Below are 21,188 nucleotides of genomic sequence, written 5' to 3' on the forward strand. Positions count from 1 at the left end.
ATGACAAAAATGTGGTCTGTTTATTTAATTTTGTGCGACGATGAAACATTATATTGCGGCATTACCAACAATGCACCTATGCGACTGATAGCGCACCAATCGGGTAAAGGGGCGCGTTATACCAGAATGCGTGGCGTGAAACAAATGCGCGAAATTGTTTCGCAGCTTGCCAATCGCAGCGAGGCAAGCAAATGGGAGTGGACAATCAAGCAAATGACGCGCCAAGAAAAATGGGCGTTTTGGGAAAGCGGTGTGGTGGTTCACACGGAAACGCCGAATAAATGACCGATAAAAGTGGTAACGGCTAACGCCCTACAGCACAATACGTTTCATGGCTGGCAATACGGGTGAGTCGCCCAGTTTTGCTGAAAGTGCGCCCAAAGCACCCAAACCAAGCAGCGTGGTTATCTCCAATAAACTAAATTATCGGGAAATAGCGACACCATTAAAACGGGAATAATCGCCCACACACAAAACGCACCTGCGGATGCAAATGCAGCCTGAAAAGGGTTCGCTGCCAAAATATCGGATAACCCGATTTCATCACGAGCATGCGCTTCTAAAGCATTGTGCGCCGTCAATGCTTGCACGACTTGGTTCGCCAGATTATCGTCTAAACCACGACTGCGATAAATGGCAGTAAGTTCCGCCAATTCGCGTTCGGGATTGTGCTGCAATTCGTGCGACTCTTTTTGTAAGTCCATCTGCTCCGTGTCGGCTTGGCTGGAAACGGAAACGTACTCGCCTGCTGCCATGGAAACCGCGCTACCAACCAATGCGGCAAAACCTGCCAGCAACAAAGTCTGGCTGCTGGCACGCGCGGAAACCAAACCCATCAGCAAACTGGCGGTGGAAATTAACCCATCGTTTGCGCCCAACACACTGGCGCGAAGCCAGTTGTTGCGTGAAGAATAGTGCGGTTCGGGGTGAGCGGTTGCCCAGTGGTTCATGATTCTATTTCCTTTGTGGATTATTTTTGTGATACGAGATTATTGCGCTAAATTGTTTTGTAAGCTAGTGTTTTTATAAGGAGAACTTAGTTTTAAATGCTATTCAATCCTATTTGCTTTATGAATGCATTAAAATCATTTGGATACAAAAAAGCAGCCTGAAAAACATTTTCAGGCTGCTTTTTTGTTTTATTCTGCGGCTTTTGCCACGGTTACCATTGCAGGGCGCAAAACGCGGTCATGCATGGTGTAACCTTTTTTCATCACGCCAACCACTGTGCCAGTTTCTTGCTCGGCAGCTTCCACTTCTTGCATGGCTTGATGACGATGTGGGTCTAATTTGCTGCCTTTTTCAGCTGGGATTTCTTGAATTTGGGTTGCGTCAAACGCTTTTTGCAATTCGTTCAATGTCATGCTCACGCCCATTTTCATCGCGTCAAAATTGCCGCTTTGGTCGAGCAGAGCCATTTCCAAATAGTCTTTCACAGTCAGCATTTCTGCGGCAAAGCGTTGCGCGGCGAATTTGTGTGCAGCCTGAATTTCTTCTTGATGACGGCGGCGCAAGTTTTGTTCGTTTGCCAAACTGCGCAGTTGCTCGTCTTTCAGCATGCCTTCCAATTCGGCTACGCGTTCTTGCAGCGATTCAATCGTTGGTTCTGCGGCAGCTTGCGCGTCCAACACTTCTGCGTTTTCGTTTACTTCAGTTTGTTCAGTTTGAGTTTGTTCGGTCATCTTTTTGCCTTTTTTATTGAATGGGAATTTCATAGTCTCTCAATATGGGGTAATAATTTAAAAATTCAATATTCGTCAGAATGTATCAGAAATCAAAGAAAAACGCAGCCTGAAAAATGGGCTACAATGATTTTATTTTTCACAAGGGAGAATTTATGTTTCACAGTTTCTTTTTGAACAAAAAATGGTGGGCATGGTCACTGTTGGGGACGGCGGTGATTTTATTGTCTATTTGGTATAAAGTGGAATTGGACGTGCAAATCAATGAATGGTTTGGCAGTTTTTACGATGGCATTCAAGAAATTTTGAAAGCCCCCAATTCCGTTACGTTCCCCGAATTTTTAGCAAGATTGATGCACTTTTCCAAAATTGCAGGAATTTATATCGCGCTGACCATTTTGCTGGAATTTTTCAGCAAGCATTATATTTTCCGTTGGCGCACGGCGATGACGGAGCATTATTTGTCGCATTGGGACAAGGTGCGCCATATTGAAGGCGCGTCGCAACGCATTCAGGAAGACACGATGCGTTTTGCCAAAATTATGGAAGCGTTGGGCGAAAGTTTTATCCGCTCGGTGCTGACTTTAGTGGCGTTTTTGCCGATGTTGAACGAGTTGAGCAAAAAAGTGCCAACTTTGCCGTGGGTGGGCGAAGTGCCGCATTCGCTGGTATTGGTGGCGTTGCTGTTTTCCATTTTTGGCACGGTGGTTTTGGCGGCTATTGGCGTGAAATTGCCCGGCTTGGAATACAACAATCAGCGCGTGGAAGCAGCGTTTCGCAAGGAATTGGTGTTGGGTGAAGACAACGCAAACCGTGCGCAGCCTGAAATGTTGCGCGAGTTGTTTCAAGCGGTAAGAAAGAATAATTTTGTGCTGTACGCGCATTATTTGTATTTTGACTTGGCGCGTTGGTCTTATTTGCAGTTCGCCGTGATTGTGCCGTATATCGCGCTTGCGCCGAGTTTGTTGGCTGGCGCGTTGTCGCTGGGTGTGTTGCAACAGGTGGTTCGCGCGTTTGGCAAGGTGCAGGATTCGTTTCAGTTTTTGGTGCAATCTTGGACGACGATTGTGGAATTGTTGTCGATTTATAAACGCTTGAAAGGGTTTGAGCAGCAAATTAAGGTGGCGAAAGAAAATGCAGCCTGAAAATGCTGAAATGGAGCGTCGGCGGATCGCCGACAATAAGCAAAAGCTTTGAAACATGAACGATATGTTATTTGGTTTAATTTTAGCGGGCTTTTTTGCGGGATTGATGGACGCAGCAGTCGGCGGTGGCGGCTTGCTGCAAATCCCTGCGCTGTTTGGCTTGTTGCCAAATAGCACACCGATTGCTTCGGTGCTAGGCGTGAACAAATTTGCCTCATTTTCAGGCACAGCAATGGCAGCGACACAGTTTGCACGAAAAGTATCGTTGCCGTGGAAAATGCTGCTGCCTGCGGCGGTGGTGGCGTTTGCCGCGTCTTATATTGGCGCGAAATTGGCAGCAAGCGTGCCTGTGCAATACATGAAACCCGCCATGCTCGTGATTATGCTGCTGATGTTTGTGTACACGTTTGTGAAGAAAGATTTGGGGCAAGCGGTGCGCGACACAGCTTTAACGCAACGCGAATATTATTTAGGCATTGCATGCGGCGCAGCGATTGGCTTGTATGACGGTATTTTAGGGCCGGGAACGGGCAGTCTGTTGGCGTTTATATTCGTGCGCTTTTTCGCCTACGATTTTTTAACCGCAACCGCGTCTGCCAAAATCATCAATTTAACGACCAATTTAGCGGCGTTGAGTTTCTTTATCCCAAATGGACACATTGTTTGGGTGTGGGCGATTCCGTTGGCAGTGGCGAATTTTAGCGGTGGGTTTGTCGGTTCGTGGTTGGCGGTGCGCGGCGGCACGAAATTTTTGCGCGTTGGGTTTATGTGCTTGTTAGCGGTGTTAATTGGAAAGTTTGGCTGGGATACTTATAGTTAATGCACTTATCTAATACTGCGTTGCCAACGCCCTTATGCGCTAAATGCACACGGTGGGCGTTGTCGCCTTGTCTTAAAAAATAATTGCATCAACTATATTTGCAGCCTGAAAAATCTTGAAAGGATTAAAAAATGTTACAAAAATTACTGGCTTTGCCACGTTATCGTTTAACTGTGTTGGCAACCGTTATCATGGGTTTTGGTGGGACGATGGTTTCCCTGTTCGCGCAATATGTGCTGAAAATGAATCCGTGCGTGATGTGTATTGAGCAGCGTATGTCATTGTTTTTCATTGGGGTGTTATCGCTGATTTGTTTGCCGTTGCCCTTGCGCAAACGCGGCGGACAAACGGCAGCTGCGTTGATTTTGAGTGTGCCGATTGTGTTTGGTGGTTTTGTCGCAGCGAAACAAATTTGGCTGCAAACTTTGCCTTTGCGTGAACAACCTGATTGCGGTGCGCCGTGGACGTTTGTGTTGCGCGGCAAACCTTTGTTTGATTTGTATGAACCATTGATTCGCGGTTCGGGTATGTGTGGCGAAAAATATTTTATGTTTGGTATTTCGCTGCCAACTTGGGGCTTGATTACATTTTGTACGATTTTTGCCGTGATTTGGGGTATGTGGTGGCACGTGCGCCGCAAATAATTGCAGCCTGAAAATTTGAAAAATTATCATTTGGTAGGGACAAAGTTTATCCTTGTCCTTTTGGCATTTCAAAAAAATCTCAATAATGCAGCCTGAAAAACGCAGCCTGAAAAATAGTTTTCAGGCTGCGTTTTAGTATAAAATACGCCCACTTAATTCAGTTGGAACAAGATTATGACAACGCAAAAAACGCCCAATGTGGACAATGCTGAAATTGAAAAATTCAGCCAACTCGCCGAAAAATGGTGGGACGCAACAGGCGAATTTAAACCCCTGCACGACATCAACCCCCTGCGTTTAAACTACATCGATGAACACGCCCAATTAGCAGGCAAAACCGTGTTAGACGTAGGCTGTGGCGGCGGCATTTTGTCGGAAAGCATGGCAAAACGCGGCGCACAAAGCGTGTTGGGCATTGATATGGCAGAACTTTCGCTGCAAACCGCCCAAGCCCACGCGCAACAAATGAATGTGAACAACGTGTCTTATCGCTGCGTCAGCGTGGAAGATTTAGCCGCCGAAATGCCTCATTCATTTGACGTGGTAACGTGTATGGAAATGCTGGAACACGTTCCCGACCCTGCTTCCATTATCCGCGCCTGCGCCAAGTTGGCAAAACCCAACGGCTGGGTGTTTTTCTCCACAATTAACCGCAACGCTAAATCTTATGTTCACGCCGTGTTTGGCGCAGAATATGTGTTGAATCTTGTCCCCAAAGGCACGCACGACTGGCACAAATTCATCACACCGTCAGAGTTGGCACGCATGGCACGCACCGCGCATTTAGATGTTTCAGGCTGCGTGGGCATGTCTTACAATTTACTCAGCAAAAATTATTATTTATGCGACGACGCTTCAGTTAATTATATGTTGGCTTGCAAAGTTCAGGCAGCCTGAAAACCATAGGAATCATTATGTTAAAACAAACAGTTGTATTGCTGGCAACAGCAGTTTTATTAGCCGCTTGTGCGGGCGACGGCGTGAAAAATGCCCCTGGTATGCAAGCCAAAGGCTCTTGGAAAAACATCGGCAAAATCCAAGAAAGCAGCATTGAAGTGGATTACGACACAGGCAGCATTTCACAAAAAGGCGGTTTAGGTTATGTAACCGAACGTCAAGTGGTGCAACATCCATTAAAAGCCAACTTCTTAGGTATGCCAAAATACAAAGTCTCCATCAGTGACTGGGAATTCAATTGCAGCAATCGCACCTATAACATCAGAGGCGCGCGTTTCTGGAACGACAAAGGCACATTGTTGGCGCAACACAAATATCCAGCAAACGATACTCGTGCCACAGGTATCGCACACAACACACCGTCTGCTGCATTATTTGATATTGCTTGCAAAGGGCGATAAAACCATAAAGCGCGCTTTAACTCGCGCTTTATTTGACAATTTTTTATGGCATCTCTACAATCGCGCCCATTATTCTTTTGCCGTTTCAGGCTGCATTTCCCTAAAAAAGATTATTCATTTTCCCCTTATTTCAAACCCCATTTTCAGGCTGTATTTTATTGATTTGCAGCCTGAAAAAATCATGAATTGCAAAAAACATCATGCACGTATCAGAACTACAAACCCGACACATTACCGACCTCATCGCCCAAGCCGAAAGCATGGGTATAGAAAACGCCAACCGCCTGCGTAAACAAGATTTAGTGTTTACCATCGTGCGCGAAATGATTAAAAACGGCGAAGAATTTATCTGCTCAGGCACATTAGAAACCCTGCCAGACGGCTATGGTTTTCTACGCAGCCCCAATACATCGTATCTTGCTTGCCCCGATGATATTTACGTTTCGCCCAACCAAATTCGCCGCTTCAATTTGCACACAGGCGACACGATTGAAGGCACGGTTCGCGTACCCAAAAACGATGAAAAATACTTCGCGCTTGTGCGTTTGGACAGCATTAACGGCGACCACCCAGAAGCCAGTCGCCACAAAGTTTTGTTTGAAAACTTAACGCCGCTTTTCCCAACCAAACAGCTCAAATTAGAGCGTGATATTGTGTCAGACGACAACATCACAGGGCGCATTATCGACCTGATTTCGCCGATTGGATTAGGACAACGCGCCTTGCTGGTTGCACCGCCAAAAACAGGTAAAACAATGATGTTGCAAAACATCGCTCACGCCATCACCGCGAACAATCCCGAAGTGCAACTGATTGTTTTGCTGATTGATGAACGCCCCGAAGAAGTAACCGAAATGATGCGAACCGTAAAAGGCGAAGTGGTGGCTTCTACGTTTGACGAGCCAGCACAACGCCACGTTCAAGTGGCGGAAATGGTGATTGAAAAAGCCAAACGTATGGTGGAACACAAAAAAGATGTGGTGATTTTGCTTGATAGCATTACGCGATTGGCGCGCGCTTACAACACCGTTGTGCCAGCTTCGGGTAAAGTGCTGACTGGTGGTGTGGACGCAAACGCGTTGCACCGTCCGAAACGCTTCTTTGGCGCAGCGCGAAACGTGGAGGAAGGCGGTTCGCTCACCATTATCGCCACGGCTTTGGTGGACACAGGCAGCCGCATGGATGATGTGATTTTTGAAGAGTTCAAAGGCACGGGTAACATGGAATTGAACTTGGAACGCCGTTTGGCAGAAAAACGCGCGTTCCCTGCGATTAACATCAACAAATCGGGTACGCGCCGCGAAGAATTACTTGTTCCACACGACCAGTTGCAAAGAATGTGGGTATTGCGCCGTTTGGTTCATTCGATGGAAGATGTGGAAGCGACAGAATTTTTGATTGATAAAATTAAGTTGTCTAAAAATAACAATGAATTTTTTGAACACATGCGTGGGAATTATTCTTCATCGTCTGGCACGGCAGCGGCAAGCAAAAAAACAGCACGTAGTGCAACTTCTGCGCCTGCTCCTGCAGCAGCTACGACCACAGGAACAACGGTTGTCCGCAAACGTGGACGTAAACCAAAGGCGGCAGCTTCTGAATAATGCAGCCTGAAACGTAAAAAACGGTTTGAAGATTCAAACCGTTTTTATTTTTCAGGCTGCAAGATTATGATTTTACTTGGCAATTGACAGGGGTGTAGGTCTCTTTCCATACGGCAGCAGCGCTGGTATCGATTGAGCAATACCAGCCTTCGCTAACAGAATAATGCAAAATCATTTTGGCACCAGCAATGCCGCTGTGTGCGCTTTTGCCAAATTGCGCTTCAATGTTTTGAATATTCTCTTCATTTGGTGTGATTTTGATGGTGTAAATTAACGTAGATTGAGGCTTGTTGCCATCAACGCCAACGTATTCATAAGTATTACCGCCAATGGTTGTACCATCTTTTGTCTTGTCTAATGTGGCTGTATTGCCGTTGAACATCACGGTTTCAATGGCAGTACGCATTGTACTTACTTCATAATAAACTCGGCGCACTTGAGCCCTGGCAATCATGTCTTGATACATTGGCAGGGCAATGGCTGCTAAAATACCAATAATGGCAATCACAATCATGAGTTCAATTAAGGTAAAACCTTTTTGGTAAATAGAGTGTTTGCTTTTCATTTTCGTATTCAATAGGGTTAAGTTGTATAATTGTAGCCAGATGTAAGCAATTTATATTCCGATTGTTAAATAGTTAGGAAAAATTTATGAAGAAAATTTCTATTCCTTTTAAAGCTAAATTTCAGGCTGCAGGGATTCATTTTAGTTTGTCTGTTGCTATTTTCTTGGCGTTAGCTGCTTGGATTTATTGGGTATTATATCCTTCTTTTTATTTTACAATGAGTGGGGGAGAGCAGGGCTTACGTTTAATGTTGGGCGTAGATGTGGTGCTTGGTCCTTTGCTCACCTTTTTGATTTTCAACCCTCACAAGAAAATGCGCGAAATTATTTTGGACTTGGTTCTGGTGGGAATGGTTCAATTTGCGGCATTAGGTTATGGTTTGCATGTGGTTTATCGTGAGCAGCCGAAATTGTTGGTGGTGTATGACAAGGGTACAGCTGCGGTGTTGAATTTGCGCGAAATTGAAGAAGCTGAGGAATTTAAGTCACTGGATAGTAACCAGTTTGTGCAATTAGAAAAAGTGCCTTTTGCGGTGTTTGTGCCAAAAAATGGGCAACCTACTTATGAATCAGCAGGTACAGTTGCGCCTGTTGAGTGGGAGAAGTTTGATTCAATAACACGCGGTGCGTTAGATGAAACAGCAAAAGCGAAATTAGCAACTTTGGAGCAACAGCACGGTAAATTATATGTGATTGCGGCAATGGGTAAATATCAAGGGAAGTTTATCGCTTTGGATAAACAACTGAAATTTGTTGCGGAATTAAGTACGCAATCTATGGAATAAAATAAATGCAGCCTGAAAGATGTTTTCAGGCTGCATTTTGTTTAGGGCTACTTTTTTATTTTTTTCAAAACATAGCGTGGACGCTGCTTGGTTTCAATATAAATTCGCCCAATATATTCACCTAACACGCCAATACTAATGAGCTGAATGCCACCTAAAAATAGAATAGATACCAGCAGTGATGGATAGCCTTTCACGTCGTTGCCAAAAAACAGGGTACGCACGATGATAAATAAGCCATACAAAAATGATGTGCCAGCTAAAATACCGCCAATATACGTCCATACGCGCAAGGGCACGGTGGAAAAACTGGTGATGCCTTCTAATGCTAAATTCCACAATTTCCAACCGTTGAATTTGGTTTCGCCTGCCACACGCGCTGGGCGGCTGTATTCTACAATTGCAATATTGTTGCTCGCCCAAGAAAGTATGCCTTTCATAAACAGATTTCTTTCAGGCAGCGAAATAATGCTATCGGCAATTTCACGCGAAATTAAGCGAAAATCACCCACATTTTCTTCAATGTGCGTGTTGCTCATATAGTTGTGCGCTTTGTAAAAAGCAGTAGCACTTAGGCGTTTCATTGGGCTGTCTTGGCTGCGGTCTATGCGTTTGGCTAATACGATGTCTGCACCTGCTCGCCATTTTTCTATCATTTGTGGAATTACTTCAATTGGGTCTTGCAAATCCACGTCAATCGGAATTAACGCGTCGCCTGTTGCGTGTTCTAATCCTGCAAATAGAGCGGCTTCTTTGCCAAAATTGCGAGTGAAATGCAGCACGTTTACCAGCGTATCTTGAGCGGCTAAATCGTTCAAAATCTGTTCGGTTTCGTCGCGGCTGCCATCGTTGCAAAATACAAGTTCAACTTCATAGTCTTGCAATGGAGTGTATTCGCGAACAGTTTGATAGAAAATGGGGATGGTTTCTGCTTCGTTCCACACGGGAATAATCAGGGAAATTTTCATAATCGCTGCCTGAAAGTTATTTAAAGATGATGTATTGGCTGCTCAAAAAACCTAGCACCCAGCTAATCAGGGAAAAGGATATGGCGGCAAGAATGGACGATAAGCCTAAATAATCTGTTAGCCAACCTGTTAGTAAGGCTAAACCGCCCATTAAACTCATAAACAAAAAATAGCGTTTTTGGTTGGCGGTTTGCTTGAATGTCCATTTTGCGTTGGCGAAAAAGCTGAAGGTGGCGGCGCAAGCAAATGCCGCTACATTTGCCCACGCACTTGCTACGCCTTGCCAACTGAGCACGCTGAATACCGCAAAATGCAATGCAGTGTTGAACACGCCAATCAAGCTATACCATTTGATTTTATGTAGCCATTTCATTGTGGCCTCCCCTTGGTAAATAATAGCCAATCTCCAGCTTTGTATTGCAGTTTCATGGTTTTGCATTTTGGGTTGTTTTGCAACCAATTTGCTGCTTTGTCGATATTGTGGCTCATTCTTATCACTAAATAATCATAAGGCTGGCAATCTAGAATTTTTTGCAAATTATGCTGTGAAGCATCGCGATTTCTTGCATAGGCTGGATAAATTGCCTCTGGTTTTAAACGAACAATCATAGCAGGTGCAGTTGCAAAGCTATAATCTACCCAACCGTATTTTTCTGCTTGATACCATTGCACAAAATGGAGCAGCTCTCGATTACTCGTTAAATGTCTTTCTGTTTGGGAAGGTAGATCAAATATAGCCATCGCTCGTTTTTCAGGCTGCATTTGTTCTTTTATTTTTTTGAAAATTTTGTCGTACTTCAGATTGTTGAAATCGGATATTGTTGAGATAAACTTTCCACATTAATATCGTAATACATTCAATAAATATAAAAATAGGGGGCTGTCCTAGATAAGTAGGGAAATTCAAATTAAGTTAGAATTATCCCTATGAAAAAAAGTCGTCTAAGTCAGTACAAACAAAATAAACTCATTGAGCTATTTGTCGCAGGTGTAACTGCAAGAACAGCAGCAGAGTTAGTAGGTGTTAATAAAAATACCGCAGCCTATTATTTTCATCGTTTACGATTACTTATCTATCACAACAGCCCACATTTGGAAATGTTTGATGGTGAAGTAGAAGCTGATGAAAGTTATTTTGGTAGACAACGTAAAGGCAAACGCGGTCGTGGTTCAGCTGGCAAAGTCGCTGTATTCGGGCTCTTGAAGCGAAATGGCAAGATTTATACGGATTGTTATCGTAGCTATGATGTATTAGATGTGAGTGACAAAGCCATTTTAGCTTCGCTGAAACTTCGTTTTCGTATCAATCACAGCACACATTTTGCTGAACGACAAAACCATATCAATGGAATTGAAAACTTTTGGAACCAAGCAAAACGTCATTTACGCAAGTTTAACGGCATTCCCAAAGAGCATTTTGAGCTGTATTTAAAGGCGTGCGAATGGCGTTTTAACAACAGTGAGATAAAAGTTCTTGTTCTATTTTAAAACAGTTAATAAAATCGAGTTTATCCTAGTTATCTAGGACAGCCCCTTTTTTTGGATACTGAATTTGTCAGATTATAGAGTATAAGTTGAATAATTAAATCTGATATTTATCAAAAATTTCCCTTTTGTTGCATACAAAAATCCAACTCACGTCCATATTCTCATGCAGCCTGAAACCACTAATTTAATGTTTCAGGCTGCATTTTTTCAGTACAATTTCATTTATTTTCCTTTCAGGCAGCCTGAACCATGTCAAATACACAAATTCAAAACCAAATCAAACACCTAACCGAAACCCTAAACCGCTACGCCCACGAATATTACACGCTAGACGCGCCGAGCGTTCCCGATAGCGAATACGACAAATTCTACCGCGAATTGGAACAGCTAGAGCGCGATTTTCCCGATTTCAGGCTGCCTGAAAGCCCGACTAATCGCGTAGGCGGTGCGATTTTGAGCGAATTTGCCAGCGTGCGCCATGCCGTACCGATGTTGTCGCTGAACAATGCGTTTTCGCCACGCGATGAATCGGGCGCATACGACCACGCCGAAACGCTGGCGTTTAACGAGCGCGTTTGCAAAGATTTAAATCAGGCGCAAACCGAATACACGATTGAACCGAAATTTGACGGCTTGGCGGTTAGTTTGTTGTATCAAAACGGCATTTTTATTCAGGCAGCCACACGCGGCGACGGCACGACTGGCGAAGACGTTACCGAAAACATCAAAACCGTTCGCAATATCCCTTTGAAATTGCACGGTAAAAATATCCCCAATCTGATTGAAGTGCGTGGCGAAGTGTTGATGCTGAAAGCGGATTTTGCCGCGCTCAACGCTCGCCAAGAAGCGGCTGGACAAAAACCATTTGCCAATCCACGCAACGCGGCGGCTGGCAGTTTGCGCCAGTTAAATTCGCGTGTGGCGGCGGAACGTAAATTGCATTTTTTTGGCTACGGCATTGCGCGTCTTGACGGCGTAGAAAATCCGCCCCAAACCCACGCGGAAGAATTGTTGTGGTTGCAGGAATTGGGATTTAGTTTGCCGACTGGAAATTGGCATATTTGCGCGAATATTGCCGAAGTTTTGCAACAATACGAGCAATTAGCCGAAAAACGCCCCAATCTGCCGTATGAAATTGACGGCATGGTTATCAAAGTTAATTCATTGATTGAACAAGAAAAACTCGGTTTTGTTTCACGCGCACCGCGTTGGGCGATTGCACACAAATTCCCTGCCGAAGAAGCCATTACGATTGTGGAAGCGATTGACGTGCAAGTCGGGCGCACGGGCGCGATTACGCCTGTGGCGCGGTTGCAACCTGTGGCGGTCGGCGGCGTGGTCGTTACTAACGCGACTTTGCACAATCAGGACGAAGTAGCACGAAAAGACGTGCGCGTGGGCGATAGCGTGATTGTGCGCCGCGCTGGCGATGTGATTCCCGAAGTCGTGCGCGTGGTGTTGGAACGCCGCCCGATGGTGCAGGAATTGGGCGCGGATTTGTTTAGCGAAACCGTTGAAAAACCAAAGTTTTCTGCTTTCAGGCTGCCTGAATTGTGCCCTGTTTGCAACAGCCCGATTGAGCGCGAAGACGGCGAAGCGGTGGCGCGTTGTAGCGGCGGAATGTTGTGTCAGGCGCAGCGAGCGCAGGGCTTAATCCATTTTTCGGCGCGAAAAGCGATGGATATTGTCGGTTTGGGGGATAGGCAGATTGAAGCGTTGGTAGAACAAGATGTATTACACAGTTTTGCTGATATTTATCAATTAGATATTGCGAAATTGCAAAAAATCAAAGACAGCAAATCCAGCGCAACGAAATGGGCGGAAAATATTTTGACTGGCATTGAAAATAGCCGTAAGCCGTTGTTATCACGCTTTTTATTTGCGTTGGGGATTCGGCACGTTGGCGAAAGCACGGCGAAACAGTTGGCGAATGCATTTGGCGATTTGGCGACGGTACGACACGCGCCCGAGCCTGTTTTGGCGTGTTTGCCCGATATTGGCGGTGTGGTGGCGCAGTCTATCGCGCATTATTTCAGGCAGCCTGCACAACAAAAATTGTTGGACGATTTGTTGGCGGTGGGCGTTGAGCCGCAACACGCTGTTTTATCTACAAATGTGCGTGAGTTTGCTACGCCTGCGCGTTGGATTTCGCGTTTGCCGAATTACAAAATCAGCGAAAAACGGGCGCAGGAATTGTGGGATTTGGCTGGCGGTTCAGTGGATGGTTTGTTGTCGGATAAGGTATTGCCAATTGAGTGGCAAAATTGGTGCAATATTGCGGAAAATGCGGCACTTTTGCGCGAAGTTGGCGAATTTTTGGCGAAGTTACCCGAATTTGGCGAGGCGAATGCGGAAAACGCGGTTTCAGGCAGCCTGAATAATTTGATTGCTGGCAAAACCTTTGTTTTAACAGGAACTTTGCCGACTTTGAAACGCGATGAGGCGGCGGCGATGATTGAAGCGGCTGGCGGTAAGGTTTCAGGCAGCGTGTCTAAAAAAACGGATTTTGTGGTGGCTGGCGATGCGGCTGGCTCTAAATTGGAAAAGGCGTTGAGTTTGGGTGTGACGGTTTTGTCGGAAGATGAATTTTTGGCGATGTTGGGATAGTTTTTAACAAAATAGCGCGTAGATTGGTTTACCCAATTTACGCGCTGTTTCATTAGTATGTCGTTAAATTATATTTAATTTTACTTGTGCTGATAGAACAACCAGTGTTTACGCCCACATAATCTGCATTATCTAAACGAGTTTTTTCATTAGCACTCAGGCTAATTGATGTGTGTAAACTATTACACGCAAAACCCTGTGAATCATATGTTGGTACAAAAATATCTAAACGAATGCCTTTTGAAGTTTTATTATAAACTTCTCCTTTAAATACAACAGGTTTATGAGCCAAACTTTCCTGACCAATTTCCAAAGCAAAGTTTTTAATTTCATATTGATTGGTTACTTTATTACCAATGTTCACTGTACCACCGCCAGTTACGGTGCTAGTTAATGAACCTAATGTACTGTTGATTTGTTGCAATCCTGTATTTAATTTGGCGCAACCAGTCATCAAACCTAATACTGCAATCATGGAAAAAGAAAAAAGACGTTTCATAATATTTGCTTTGTTAAAAAATGTTAATATTAGTATATCATATGATTCAAGTATCGCCAATAATGGGTTAAAGGACAAAATGGTCGGTTAAAATCGCTGGAAGCCTTATGCTTAAAGGCTTTCAGATAGGTCAAATGCTTTGAACACAAAAAATGCCCTTTTTGTCACTCAAATTCCGTTCAAAAATACGGAACGCGTAACCATAAACAACGCTATTTTTGCACCCAATGTAAGAAGTGTTTTAACGGTGGAATACGCTTAAATTAACGATGAACTTTGGTAACAATATCGCGATGAGCATCGCACCATTGAACAACTGGCTCAACAGTACCAATGCAGCACCAAAACCATTCAACGCCGCTTAAAATGAGCAACGAAACAAAATCACTTTTCGCACCCGAAAAAGGTTAATGTGATTTTGGATACAACTTATTTTGGGCATACTTTTGGTGCGTTGGTTTTAATGGATAGTGTGGTGGTGTCCTGAAAAGTGTGCTGTAAAAAATAAGCAATAAAAAAGCAGCGAAAACAGAGTATATTTGAGTGTGTGAAAACAGAAATAACTCTAATTTGTCCTCGCTGCCAAGGACAAAATATAAAGAAAAATGGCTACTCTGGCAATCGTAAACAAAAGTATTTTTGTAAAGATTGCTGCCGTAATTTTATTGGCGACCATAACCTTACCTATAAGGGTTGTCATTCCAAAGCTGATGAACAGGTTTGGAGAATGACCGTTAGAGGTTGTGGCATTCGCGATATTGCAGCAATTACGGGTTACAGCAAAGACAAAGTTCAGGCTGCCTTAAAACGCCATGAGTTTGAGCCATTTCCTAAACAAAAACATTACTCTACACTTGAAATAGACGAGTTTTGGACATTTGTCGGTAACAAGTCTAATAAAGTATGGCTAGTCTATGCCTATCACAGAGAAAGTGGCGAAATTGTCGCTTACGTTTGGGGTAAGCGCGATTTAGCAACAGCGCGAGCACTCAAACGGCGTTTGAAAGAGTTGCGTGTAACCTATGACAGAATGGCGACCGACGACTGGGCTGCATTTTTAAATGTCTTTTCAAATGAAGAATGGCATCTAGTTGGTAAGCAACACACAGTTGGCATTGAGGGTAATAACTGTCGTTTACGGCACAAAGTAAGGCGAGCGTTTAGAAAAACGTGTTGCTTTTCTAAAAGTATGTTTTATCACAAGAAAGTTTTTGATTTGGCTTTCTTTGATATTCATTTTGGCATTGTTTAGTTTTACAGCACACTTTTCAGGACACCACCATTTTGATTATATCTAGCTACAACATCTTCTATATCTTGGATACCGTACTGGCGTAATAAATTTTCAATTTCTAACATACGCTTAGCATCAGTATTTCCTTGTTTAGCACGATTACTTAAATTTTGTCTAAAGGTACGACTGGTAAGCCAATTATTCTCCACCGCACTTTGCGCATTCAGGCTGCCTTGCGCTGCATCTGTTGCGCTGTTGCCGACTGCTGCACCTGTAGCCGTTCCCAATAAGTTTGTAATCGCTGTTACAGTTTCTTTCTCTTCTGCTGTTAAGTCGCTGCCTTTTTCTTTGTCGTATAACCATTTGCTAATATAAGGCGCAGCAGCCTCCGCTCCACCTGCACTCAATGCTCCTGCTAGGGCCTTATTGTCTCCTGCCGCTGCAACAGCCGCTCCCAATACCGCATGGGCAAGGATATGCGCGCTCGTTCCTTCTGCGTCTTTTTCTTTAAAGTGTTGTCCAATTTCATATGACAATGCTGGCGATGCAAAGGTAGTATAGGAAGAGCCCTCTTGCAGTCAGGCGTTGGCGGGGTGATGACAGGTAATGCAAGTGGTGCATTAGCGGGTGGTAGCACTTCACTAGCTGCTCCCTATTTAAATGAAGCCGAAGAAAAACTTGGTAGTACAGGTACATTGATTAATGCATTAGGTGGTGCAGCCATTGGCTATGCAACTGGTGGCAGTGGTGGCGCTGTGGTGGGTACGAATGTAGATTGGCATAATCGGCAGTTGCATCCGAAGGAAATGGCATTGGCCGACAAATATGCCGAGATATTCAAGCGCGAAGTTGAAAAACGCGAAGGCAGAAAAATCAGCGGCCAAGAAGCGGCAATAAGAATCCGCAGGCAGATATTGCGCTGGGTGGACAAAGGTTCCCAAGACGGCTATACCGACCAAAGTGTCATATCTCTTATCGGAATGAAAGGTGAAGACAAAGCCTTGGGTTATGCTTGGGATTACCGTGACTACGGCACAAGAAATCCACAAGCCTACAATGATCCGAAGTTGTTTGAGGAATACCGCCAACAGGACAAACCAGAATACCGCAACCTGACTTGGTTGCACAGTGGGATTAGAAACAGCGAAATACAGCGTAATCAGCAGGAAAACGAGAATTTTGCGCTGAATATAACGGATACGTTATTGAACCTTGTCAACCCCAATCCGAGGATAAAAGCCCCGATTCTTGCAGGCATCCGCAATCTGGGAAACATAAGGTCGAATGTTACAGGCAGTGATCCCTTGTTGGCGGGTGCGGGGAATATCCGTATTCCTGTAAACGGCAATGTTGCGAAGGGGGATAGGATTCCTCCGGATACGGCATTGGCGTCGAAGAGTCATCAAAAGAATGATTTTGGTACTTCTAAAGGACAGGGAGCAGAGTCTTCTATACCTGTTCCTCAAGCTATCTCAATAAAAATTAAAAATCCAGATAAAACGGTTAGTGAAACTACCTATAAATCTAATCCTAAACATACCCCTGGTCAGTTAGGATTTAAGTTTGATGCTGGTATTGAGCCAAAGAATTCAGTTCAATTAATTCAAAGTTCAGTACAAATTGGTAAACAGCGATTTGCAATTGATGATAAAGGACATATTCATCGTTATATGGGGGGCGATAGGAAAAATGAACCTTGGCATTGGGCTGGTTCTACATCCGATAAGAAGAATCCCTTGTCCTTAACAAGTCAACAAAAAGCAGGAATTAAAAAAGCATACCCCGAGCAATCAAAGAATAAGTTATTAAAATAAGGATTTATATGAATATTATTATGGATTCAACAAGAAAATTTGGGATTTTATGGGAAAAAACTCTGAATGTAATGGTTTTATTTATGGAAAAATTCAGATAATAATAGGAGAGAATATATATCCTAAGATATGCCCATATGGATATTTTACACTAAATACAGTTTTTAATAGTTTGAAATCATCCTTTGAAGAGAAGTATTATGCAGGTGGGAACAATGGTTTAGATTTTGGAGAGCAACTATTTGATATAGATAAATATAATTCTCTGGAATTATGTAATATATTTTCTATTGATACTGCATATATGAGTGGAGGGAGTAATTGTGAAATAGATTGTTTAGTATTAGAAATGGGATATTCTGGTGAGGAAGAGAGACTTTTTTATAGTTTTGATAATGGGAAAAACTTTAAAGAAATCAGGTATAAGAAAGGTACAGTTGAATCTGTTATTTTTCAATTGAATCTATAATATATTTTAGCAAACTATAGCTTTCACGAATTCTTCGCGTTTTTGCAGGTATCCACAATCTGAAAAACATAAAGTTGACTGTTACCAGCAGCAATCCTTTACTGGTTGGTGCTGATAACAACAGGAATTTGTATCACTGGTCAGGAACCTTAAACAGGAATAGAATTGATAAACTTAATATTCAATTGCGTAGGAAATTGGGTATTCCTGGAAAATAAATTTTATTCAATATGACTAGAAAATCCTACCCAACAGACTTAACAGATGCCCAATGGCAAGCGATTGAGCCACATTTTAACCAGCTACGCCACTACAAATGGGATAAACGTCAATTAGTGAATGCCGTTTTGTACATCACCAAAACAGGTTGCCAATGGCGTATGTTGCCCAATGATTTTCCACCTTATTCAACCGTATGGAGTTTCTATCGCAGAGCCAATCAGGCTTATGGGATAGAATTCTTTTGGCATTGGTTCAAAAAAACGTTTAATCCATCAAAAACAAGCAATGCCAACTTATGCCATTATTGATTCACAAAGTGTCAAAACAGCTTCTAGCGCACATGATAAGGGTTTTGATGGAGGTAAAAAAATCAGGTGTCCTGACTAATTATGGTGGTGTCCTGAAAAGTGTGCTGTAAAACTAAACAATGCCAAAATGAATATCAAAGAAAGCCAAATCAAAAACTTTCTTGTGATAAAACATACTTTTAGAAAAACAACACGTTTTTCTAAACGCTCGCCTTACTTTGTGCCGTAAACGACAGTTATTACCCTCAATGCCAACTGTGTGTTGCTTACCAACTAGATGCCATTCTTCATTTGAAAAGACATTTAAAAATGCAGCCCAGTCGTCGGTCGCCATTCTGTCGTAAGTTATGCGTAATTCTTTTAAACGCTGTTTGAGTGCTCGCGCTGTTGCTAAATCGTGCTTACCCCAAACGTAAGCGACAATTTCGCCACTTTCTCTGTGATAGGCATAGACTAGCCACACTTTATTAGACTTGTTACCGACAAATGTCCAAAACTCGTCTATTTCAAGTGTAGAGTAATGTTTTTGTTTAGGAAATGGCTCAAACTCATGGCGTTTTAAAGCAGCCTGAACCTTGTCTTTGCTGTAACCCGTAATTGCTGCAATATCGCGAATACCACAACCTCTAACGGTCATTCTCCAAACCTGTTCATCAGCTTTGGAATGACAACCCTTATAGGTAAGGTTATGGTCGCCAATAAAATTACGACAACAATCTTTGCAAAAATATTTTTGTTTACGATTGCCAGAGTAGCCATTTTTCTTTATATTTTGTCCTTGGCAGCGAGGACAAGTTAGAGTTATTTCTGTTTTCACACACTCAAATATACTCTATTTTCGCTGCTTTTTTATTGTTTATTTTTTACAGCACACTTTTCAGGACACCACCTTTTTTTGAAACATTTTCAGCTGGCATTATCTGTAATTAACACAAATTTTCAATTATAGGTTATGCATTCATACACCGTGGTTTTGGCTTTCGCTTCGCTGTACTTCGTTTACGCCAGTGTAGCCTGCGTAGGGCGGGTGCAAGCACCCACCCTTGTATCTGTACTTTCTTCTGAACCCTGATACTATCATGTATTGAATGCCTATTGGTGATTTTATTGATAATTTTATTGACTTGACGACCACACTATGAAACCTCCTTTATCCTATTTGCCTAATATTCGCTTCTTGTCTTTGTGCTGCTTATCAGCAGGCATCATCGCTCCTGCTACTTTGTTCGCTGCCCCCAACCCTACCGAAATCCGTATGCAACAAGACATTCAACAACGCCAACGCGAAGAGCAGTTGCACCAAACGATGCAGCCTGAAACCGATGTGCGTTTACAAGGTGAACGTGTTAATGAAACACTTAATCAGCCTATGGACAATGACGATAAGCAACCATGTTTTGCCATTAACGAAGTGGTTTTAGAAGGCGAACATCATGCATGGTTTCAGTTTGCCCTAAAACAAGCATTGCACGAAACCGATTTTCAGGCAGGCAAATGTTTGAATGCAGGCGCGATTAACCGCATCATGACGGTGGCGCAAAATGCAGTCATTGGCAAGGGCTTTACCACAACGCGCATCATGGCAGCACCGCAGGATTTAAACAGTGGTAAATTGGTTTTAACGGTATTGGTGGGTTATCTTAAAAACATTGAAGTCGATATGTCGCAAACAGATACCACTCATGCAGGTCGCATTGCCGCCTTTCAAAATGAGTTTCCTACGCGTTCTGACGGCATCTTGAATTTGCGCGATTTGGAACAGGGTTTGGAGAATTTAAAGCGCATTCCAACCGTAGAAGCGGATATTCAAATTATGCCTGTGGACGGTGTACCCAATCAAAGTACAGTATTAGTGAAATGGCGGCAGCGATTGTTGCCTTATCGCTTGAGTCTCGGCATCGATGATTCTGGTATGAAAGCAACAGGCAAATATCAAGGCAATATTACCTTCTCGGCAGATAATCCATTGGGATTGAGCGATTTGTTTTATGTGAACTACGGGCATTCCATCGGCAATGTACCCAATGAAACAAACAGTACAAGCAGCCTGAAAAAAGGCAGTACTTATAATTACGCGTTGCATTATTCCGTACCCTTTGGCAAATGGACATGGACATTTAACCACAGCGGCTACCGCTATCATCAAGCGGTAGCAGGATTAAGCGAAGCGTATGACTACAATGGCAAAAGCGACAACACCGATTTAGGTTTCAACCGCTTAATCTACCGCGATGCCAAACGCAAAACGCATATTGGTGCAAAATTATGGACACGCGAAACACAAAGCTATATTGACGATGCGGAGATTACGGTGCAACGCCGTAGAACAGCAGGCTGGTTAGCCGAGTTAAGCCATAAAGAATACATCGGCAACAGCACCGCCAATTTTAAAATCACTTACAAACGCGGTACAGGCATGTACGATGCCCTGCCATCACCCGAAGAACCCTTTGGCGAAGGCACGTCGCGCATGAAAATTTGGACAGTCAGTACTGATGTGAACATTCCCTTTCAAATTGGCAAACAGTTATTTGCTTACGACACCAACTTTCAAGCACAATGGAATAAAACTCCATTGACCCCACAAGATAAAATCGCCATTGGCGGACGCTATACCGTGCGCGGATTTGATGGCGAATTAAGCCTATCAGCCGAACGCGGTTGGTATTGGCACAATGATTTGAGCTGGCAGTTTAAGCCAGGGCATCAACTGTATTTAGGCACAGATGTGGGACATGTTTCAGGACAATCGGCAAAATGGTTATTGGGACAGACTTTGGCTGGCGCAACGGTGGGCGTACGCGGACAAATGACAGTGGGTGGGAATTTACACTATGATTTGTTTGCCAGTCGTGCGGTGAAGAAACCTGAGTATTTTAGGACAAAGAAATGGGTAACGGGGTTTCAGGTGAGTTATTCGTTTTGATGAGTGTGAAGTGAAGGCAGTCATTGACCTCATAAAATCCTTGATTTAGA

21 protein-coding genes and 4 pseudogenes are annotated in these 21,188 nt (G+C 43.5%); 16 read left to right on the forward strand and 9 right to left on the reverse strand.

The features are described from left to right. Entirely contained in the window at positions 1-285 is a 285-nt protein-coding gene (locus QEO93_RS09270) for a GIY-YIG nuclease family protein (protein ID WP_245832150.1), read from the forward strand. A 119-nt stretch (positions 286-404) separates the two neighbouring features. Here QEO93_RS09270 and QEO93_RS09275 read toward each other — a convergent pair whose 3' ends face one another. After that, a complete protein-coding gene (locus QEO93_RS09275) occupies positions 405-950 on the reverse strand; it encodes a VIT1/CCC1 transporter family protein (RefSeq protein ID WP_245190619.1) in 546 nt (181 codons plus the stop codon). A gap of 189 nt (positions 951-1,139) precedes the next feature. After that, complete coding sequence (gene grpE, locus QEO93_RS09280) at positions 1,140-1,682, reverse strand: nucleotide exchange factor GrpE (protein ID WP_032136601.1); 543 nt, start codon at positions 1,680-1,682, stop codon at positions 1,140-1,142. A 155-nt stretch (positions 1,683-1,837) separates the two neighbouring features. Here grpE and QEO93_RS09285 point away from each other — a divergent pair, with 155 nt between their 5' ends. The 6 genes from QEO93_RS09285 (at position 1,838) to rho (ending at position 7,253) form a co-directional block, all read left to right on the forward strand. Further along, entirely contained in the window at positions 1,838-2,827 is a 990-nt protein-coding gene (locus QEO93_RS09285; protein WP_081906849.1) for a putative transporter, read from the forward strand. 55 nt (positions 2,828-2,882) lie between these two features. Further along, positions 2,883-3,647: a sulfite exporter TauE/SafE family protein gene (locus QEO93_RS09290; protein WP_032136600.1), complete on the forward strand. Its 765-nt coding sequence runs from the start codon at positions 2,883-2,885 to the stop codon at positions 3,645-3,647. Between the two features lie 131 nt (positions 3,648-3,778). After that, a complete protein-coding gene (locus tag QEO93_RS09295) occupies positions 3,779-4,291 on the forward strand; it encodes a disulfide bond formation protein B (protein ID WP_032136599.1) in 513 nt (170 codons plus the stop codon). A 174-nt stretch (positions 4,292-4,465) separates the two neighbouring features. Beyond that, positions 4,466-5,188 (forward strand): bifunctional 2-polyprenyl-6-hydroxyphenol methylase/3-demethylubiquinol 3-O-methyltransferase UbiG, encoded by a 723-nt coding sequence (gene ubiG / locus QEO93_RS09300; RefSeq protein ID WP_032136598.1) that lies wholly within the window; start codon positions 4,466-4,468, stop codon positions 5,186-5,188. 17 nt (positions 5,189-5,205) lie between these two features. Beyond that, the gene (locus QEO93_RS09305) at positions 5,206-5,649 is read left to right on the forward strand and encodes a surface-adhesin E family protein (protein ID WP_052368645.1); all 444 of its coding nucleotides are present in this window, start codon (positions 5,206-5,208) and stop codon (positions 5,647-5,649) included. A 200-nt stretch (positions 5,650-5,849) separates the two neighbouring features. Then, positions 5,850-7,253: a transcription termination factor Rho gene (rho, locus tag QEO93_RS09310; protein WP_032136597.1), complete on the forward strand. Its 1,404-nt coding sequence runs from the start codon at positions 5,850-5,852 to the stop codon at positions 7,251-7,253. 64 nt (positions 7,254-7,317) lie between these two features. Here rho and QEO93_RS09315 read toward each other — a convergent pair whose 3' ends face one another. Then, complete coding sequence (locus QEO93_RS09315; RefSeq protein ID WP_032136596.1) at positions 7,318-7,818, reverse strand: pilin; 501 nt, start codon at positions 7,816-7,818, stop codon at positions 7,318-7,320. Positions 7,819-7,904: 86 nt separating this feature from the next. Between QEO93_RS09315 and QEO93_RS09325 the strand changes: the two genes are divergently transcribed. Further along, entirely contained in the window at positions 7,905-8,603 is a 699-nt protein-coding gene (locus QEO93_RS09325) for a hypothetical protein (protein ID WP_052368643.1), read from the forward strand. Positions 8,604-8,650: 47 nt separating this feature from the next. Here QEO93_RS09325 and QEO93_RS09330 read toward each other — a convergent pair whose 3' ends face one another. Genes QEO93_RS09330 through QEO93_RS09340 form a run of 3 tightly spaced genes read right to left on the reverse strand, consistent with a single transcriptional unit; the run spans position 8,651 to position 10,333 of the window. Further along, complete coding sequence (locus tag QEO93_RS09330) at positions 8,651-9,571, reverse strand: glycosyltransferase family 2 protein (RefSeq protein WP_032136595.1); 921 nt, start codon at positions 9,569-9,571, stop codon at positions 8,651-8,653. Positions 9,572-9,587: 16 nt separating this feature from the next. After that, positions 9,588-9,944: a GtrA family protein gene (locus QEO93_RS09335; RefSeq protein ID WP_032136594.1), complete on the reverse strand. Its 357-nt coding sequence runs from the start codon at positions 9,942-9,944 to the stop codon at positions 9,588-9,590. Beyond that, positions 9,941-10,333 carry a hypothetical protein gene (locus QEO93_RS09340; RefSeq protein ID WP_143445708.1) on the reverse strand — a complete coding sequence of 131 codons (393 nt, stop codon included), beginning with the start codon at positions 10,331-10,333 and terminating at the stop codon, positions 9,941-9,943. The genes QEO93_RS09335 and QEO93_RS09340 overlap by 4 nt, the downstream gene beginning before the upstream one ends. 165 nt (positions 10,334-10,498) lie before the next feature. Between QEO93_RS09340 and QEO93_RS09345 the strand changes: the two are divergent. Together QEO93_RS09345 and ligA are read left to right on the forward strand one after the other, a co-directional pair. Further along, positions 10,499-11,088, forward strand: a pseudogene (locus tag QEO93_RS09345) (transposase). Positions 11,089-11,308: 220 nt separating this feature from the next. Further along, complete coding sequence (ligA, locus tag QEO93_RS09350; protein WP_032136592.1) at positions 11,309-13,666, forward strand: NAD-dependent DNA ligase LigA; 2,358 nt, start codon at positions 11,309-11,311, stop codon at positions 13,664-13,666. A gap of 52 nt (positions 13,667-13,718) precedes the next feature. On the opposite strand, the gene QEO93_RS09355 is transcribed toward ligA, so the two are convergent. Next, entirely contained in the window at positions 13,719-14,165 is a 447-nt protein-coding gene (locus tag QEO93_RS09355; protein WP_032136591.1) for a hypothetical protein, read from the reverse strand. Positions 14,166-14,357: 192 nt separating this feature from the next. Here QEO93_RS09355 and QEO93_RS11735 point away from each other — a divergent pair. Together QEO93_RS11735 and QEO93_RS09360 are read left to right on the forward strand one after the other, a co-directional pair. Next, positions 14,358-14,432: pseudogene (locus tag QEO93_RS11735) on the forward strand (hypothetical protein); the annotation flags it as partial. A gap of 280 nt (positions 14,433-14,712) precedes the next feature. Next, on the forward strand, positions 14,713-15,417 hold the full coding sequence (locus QEO93_RS09360) for an IS1 family transposase (protein WP_284627578.1): 705 nt from the start codon (positions 14,713-14,715) through the stop codon (positions 15,415-15,417). A 2-nt stretch (positions 15,418-15,419) separates the two neighbouring features. Here the strand turns inward: QEO93_RS09360 and QEO93_RS09365 are convergent, their stop codons facing one another. Further along, complete coding sequence (locus tag QEO93_RS09365; RefSeq protein WP_245832151.1) at positions 15,420-15,935, reverse strand: VENN motif pre-toxin domain-containing protein; 516 nt, start codon at positions 15,933-15,935, stop codon at positions 15,420-15,422. 12 nt (positions 15,936-15,947) lie between these two features. On the opposite strand from QEO93_RS09365, the pseudogene QEO93_RS09370 reads away from it, so the two are divergent. The 3 genes and pseudogenes from QEO93_RS09370 to QEO93_RS09380 all read left to right on the forward strand — a co-directional run. Continuing rightward, positions 15,948-17,213 (forward strand): annotated as a pseudogene (locus tag QEO93_RS09370) (glycine zipper family protein); the annotation flags it as partial. Between the two features lie 8 nt (positions 17,214-17,221). Beyond that, positions 17,222-17,682: pseudogene (locus QEO93_RS09375) on the forward strand (Imm42 family immunity protein). Between the two features lie 230 nt (positions 17,683-17,912). Next, complete coding sequence (locus QEO93_RS09380; RefSeq protein WP_081906893.1) at positions 17,913-18,212, forward strand: transposase; 300 nt, start codon at positions 17,913-17,915, stop codon at positions 18,210-18,212. Between the two features lie 112 nt (positions 18,213-18,324). On the opposite strand, the gene QEO93_RS09385 is transcribed toward QEO93_RS09380, so the two are convergent. Beyond that, positions 18,325-19,029: an IS1 family transposase gene (locus QEO93_RS09385; protein WP_284627579.1), complete on the reverse strand. Its 705-nt coding sequence runs from the start codon at positions 19,027-19,029 to the stop codon at positions 18,325-18,327. Positions 19,030-19,350: 321 nt separating this feature from the next. Between QEO93_RS09385 and QEO93_RS09390 the strand changes: the two genes are divergently transcribed. Beyond that, positions 19,351-21,138 carry a ShlB/FhaC/HecB family hemolysin secretion/activation protein gene (locus QEO93_RS09390; protein ID WP_081906804.1) on the forward strand — a complete coding sequence of 596 codons (1,788 nt, stop codon included), beginning with the start codon at positions 19,351-19,353 and terminating at the stop codon, positions 21,136-21,138. Positions 21,139-21,188 lie beyond the last annotated feature (50 nt).

Origin of the sequence: Kingella negevensis, assembly GCF_030177895.1 — a bacterium.
GTDB lineage: Bacteria > Pseudomonadota > Gammaproteobacteria > Burkholderiales > Neisseriaceae > Kingella_C > Kingella_C negevensis.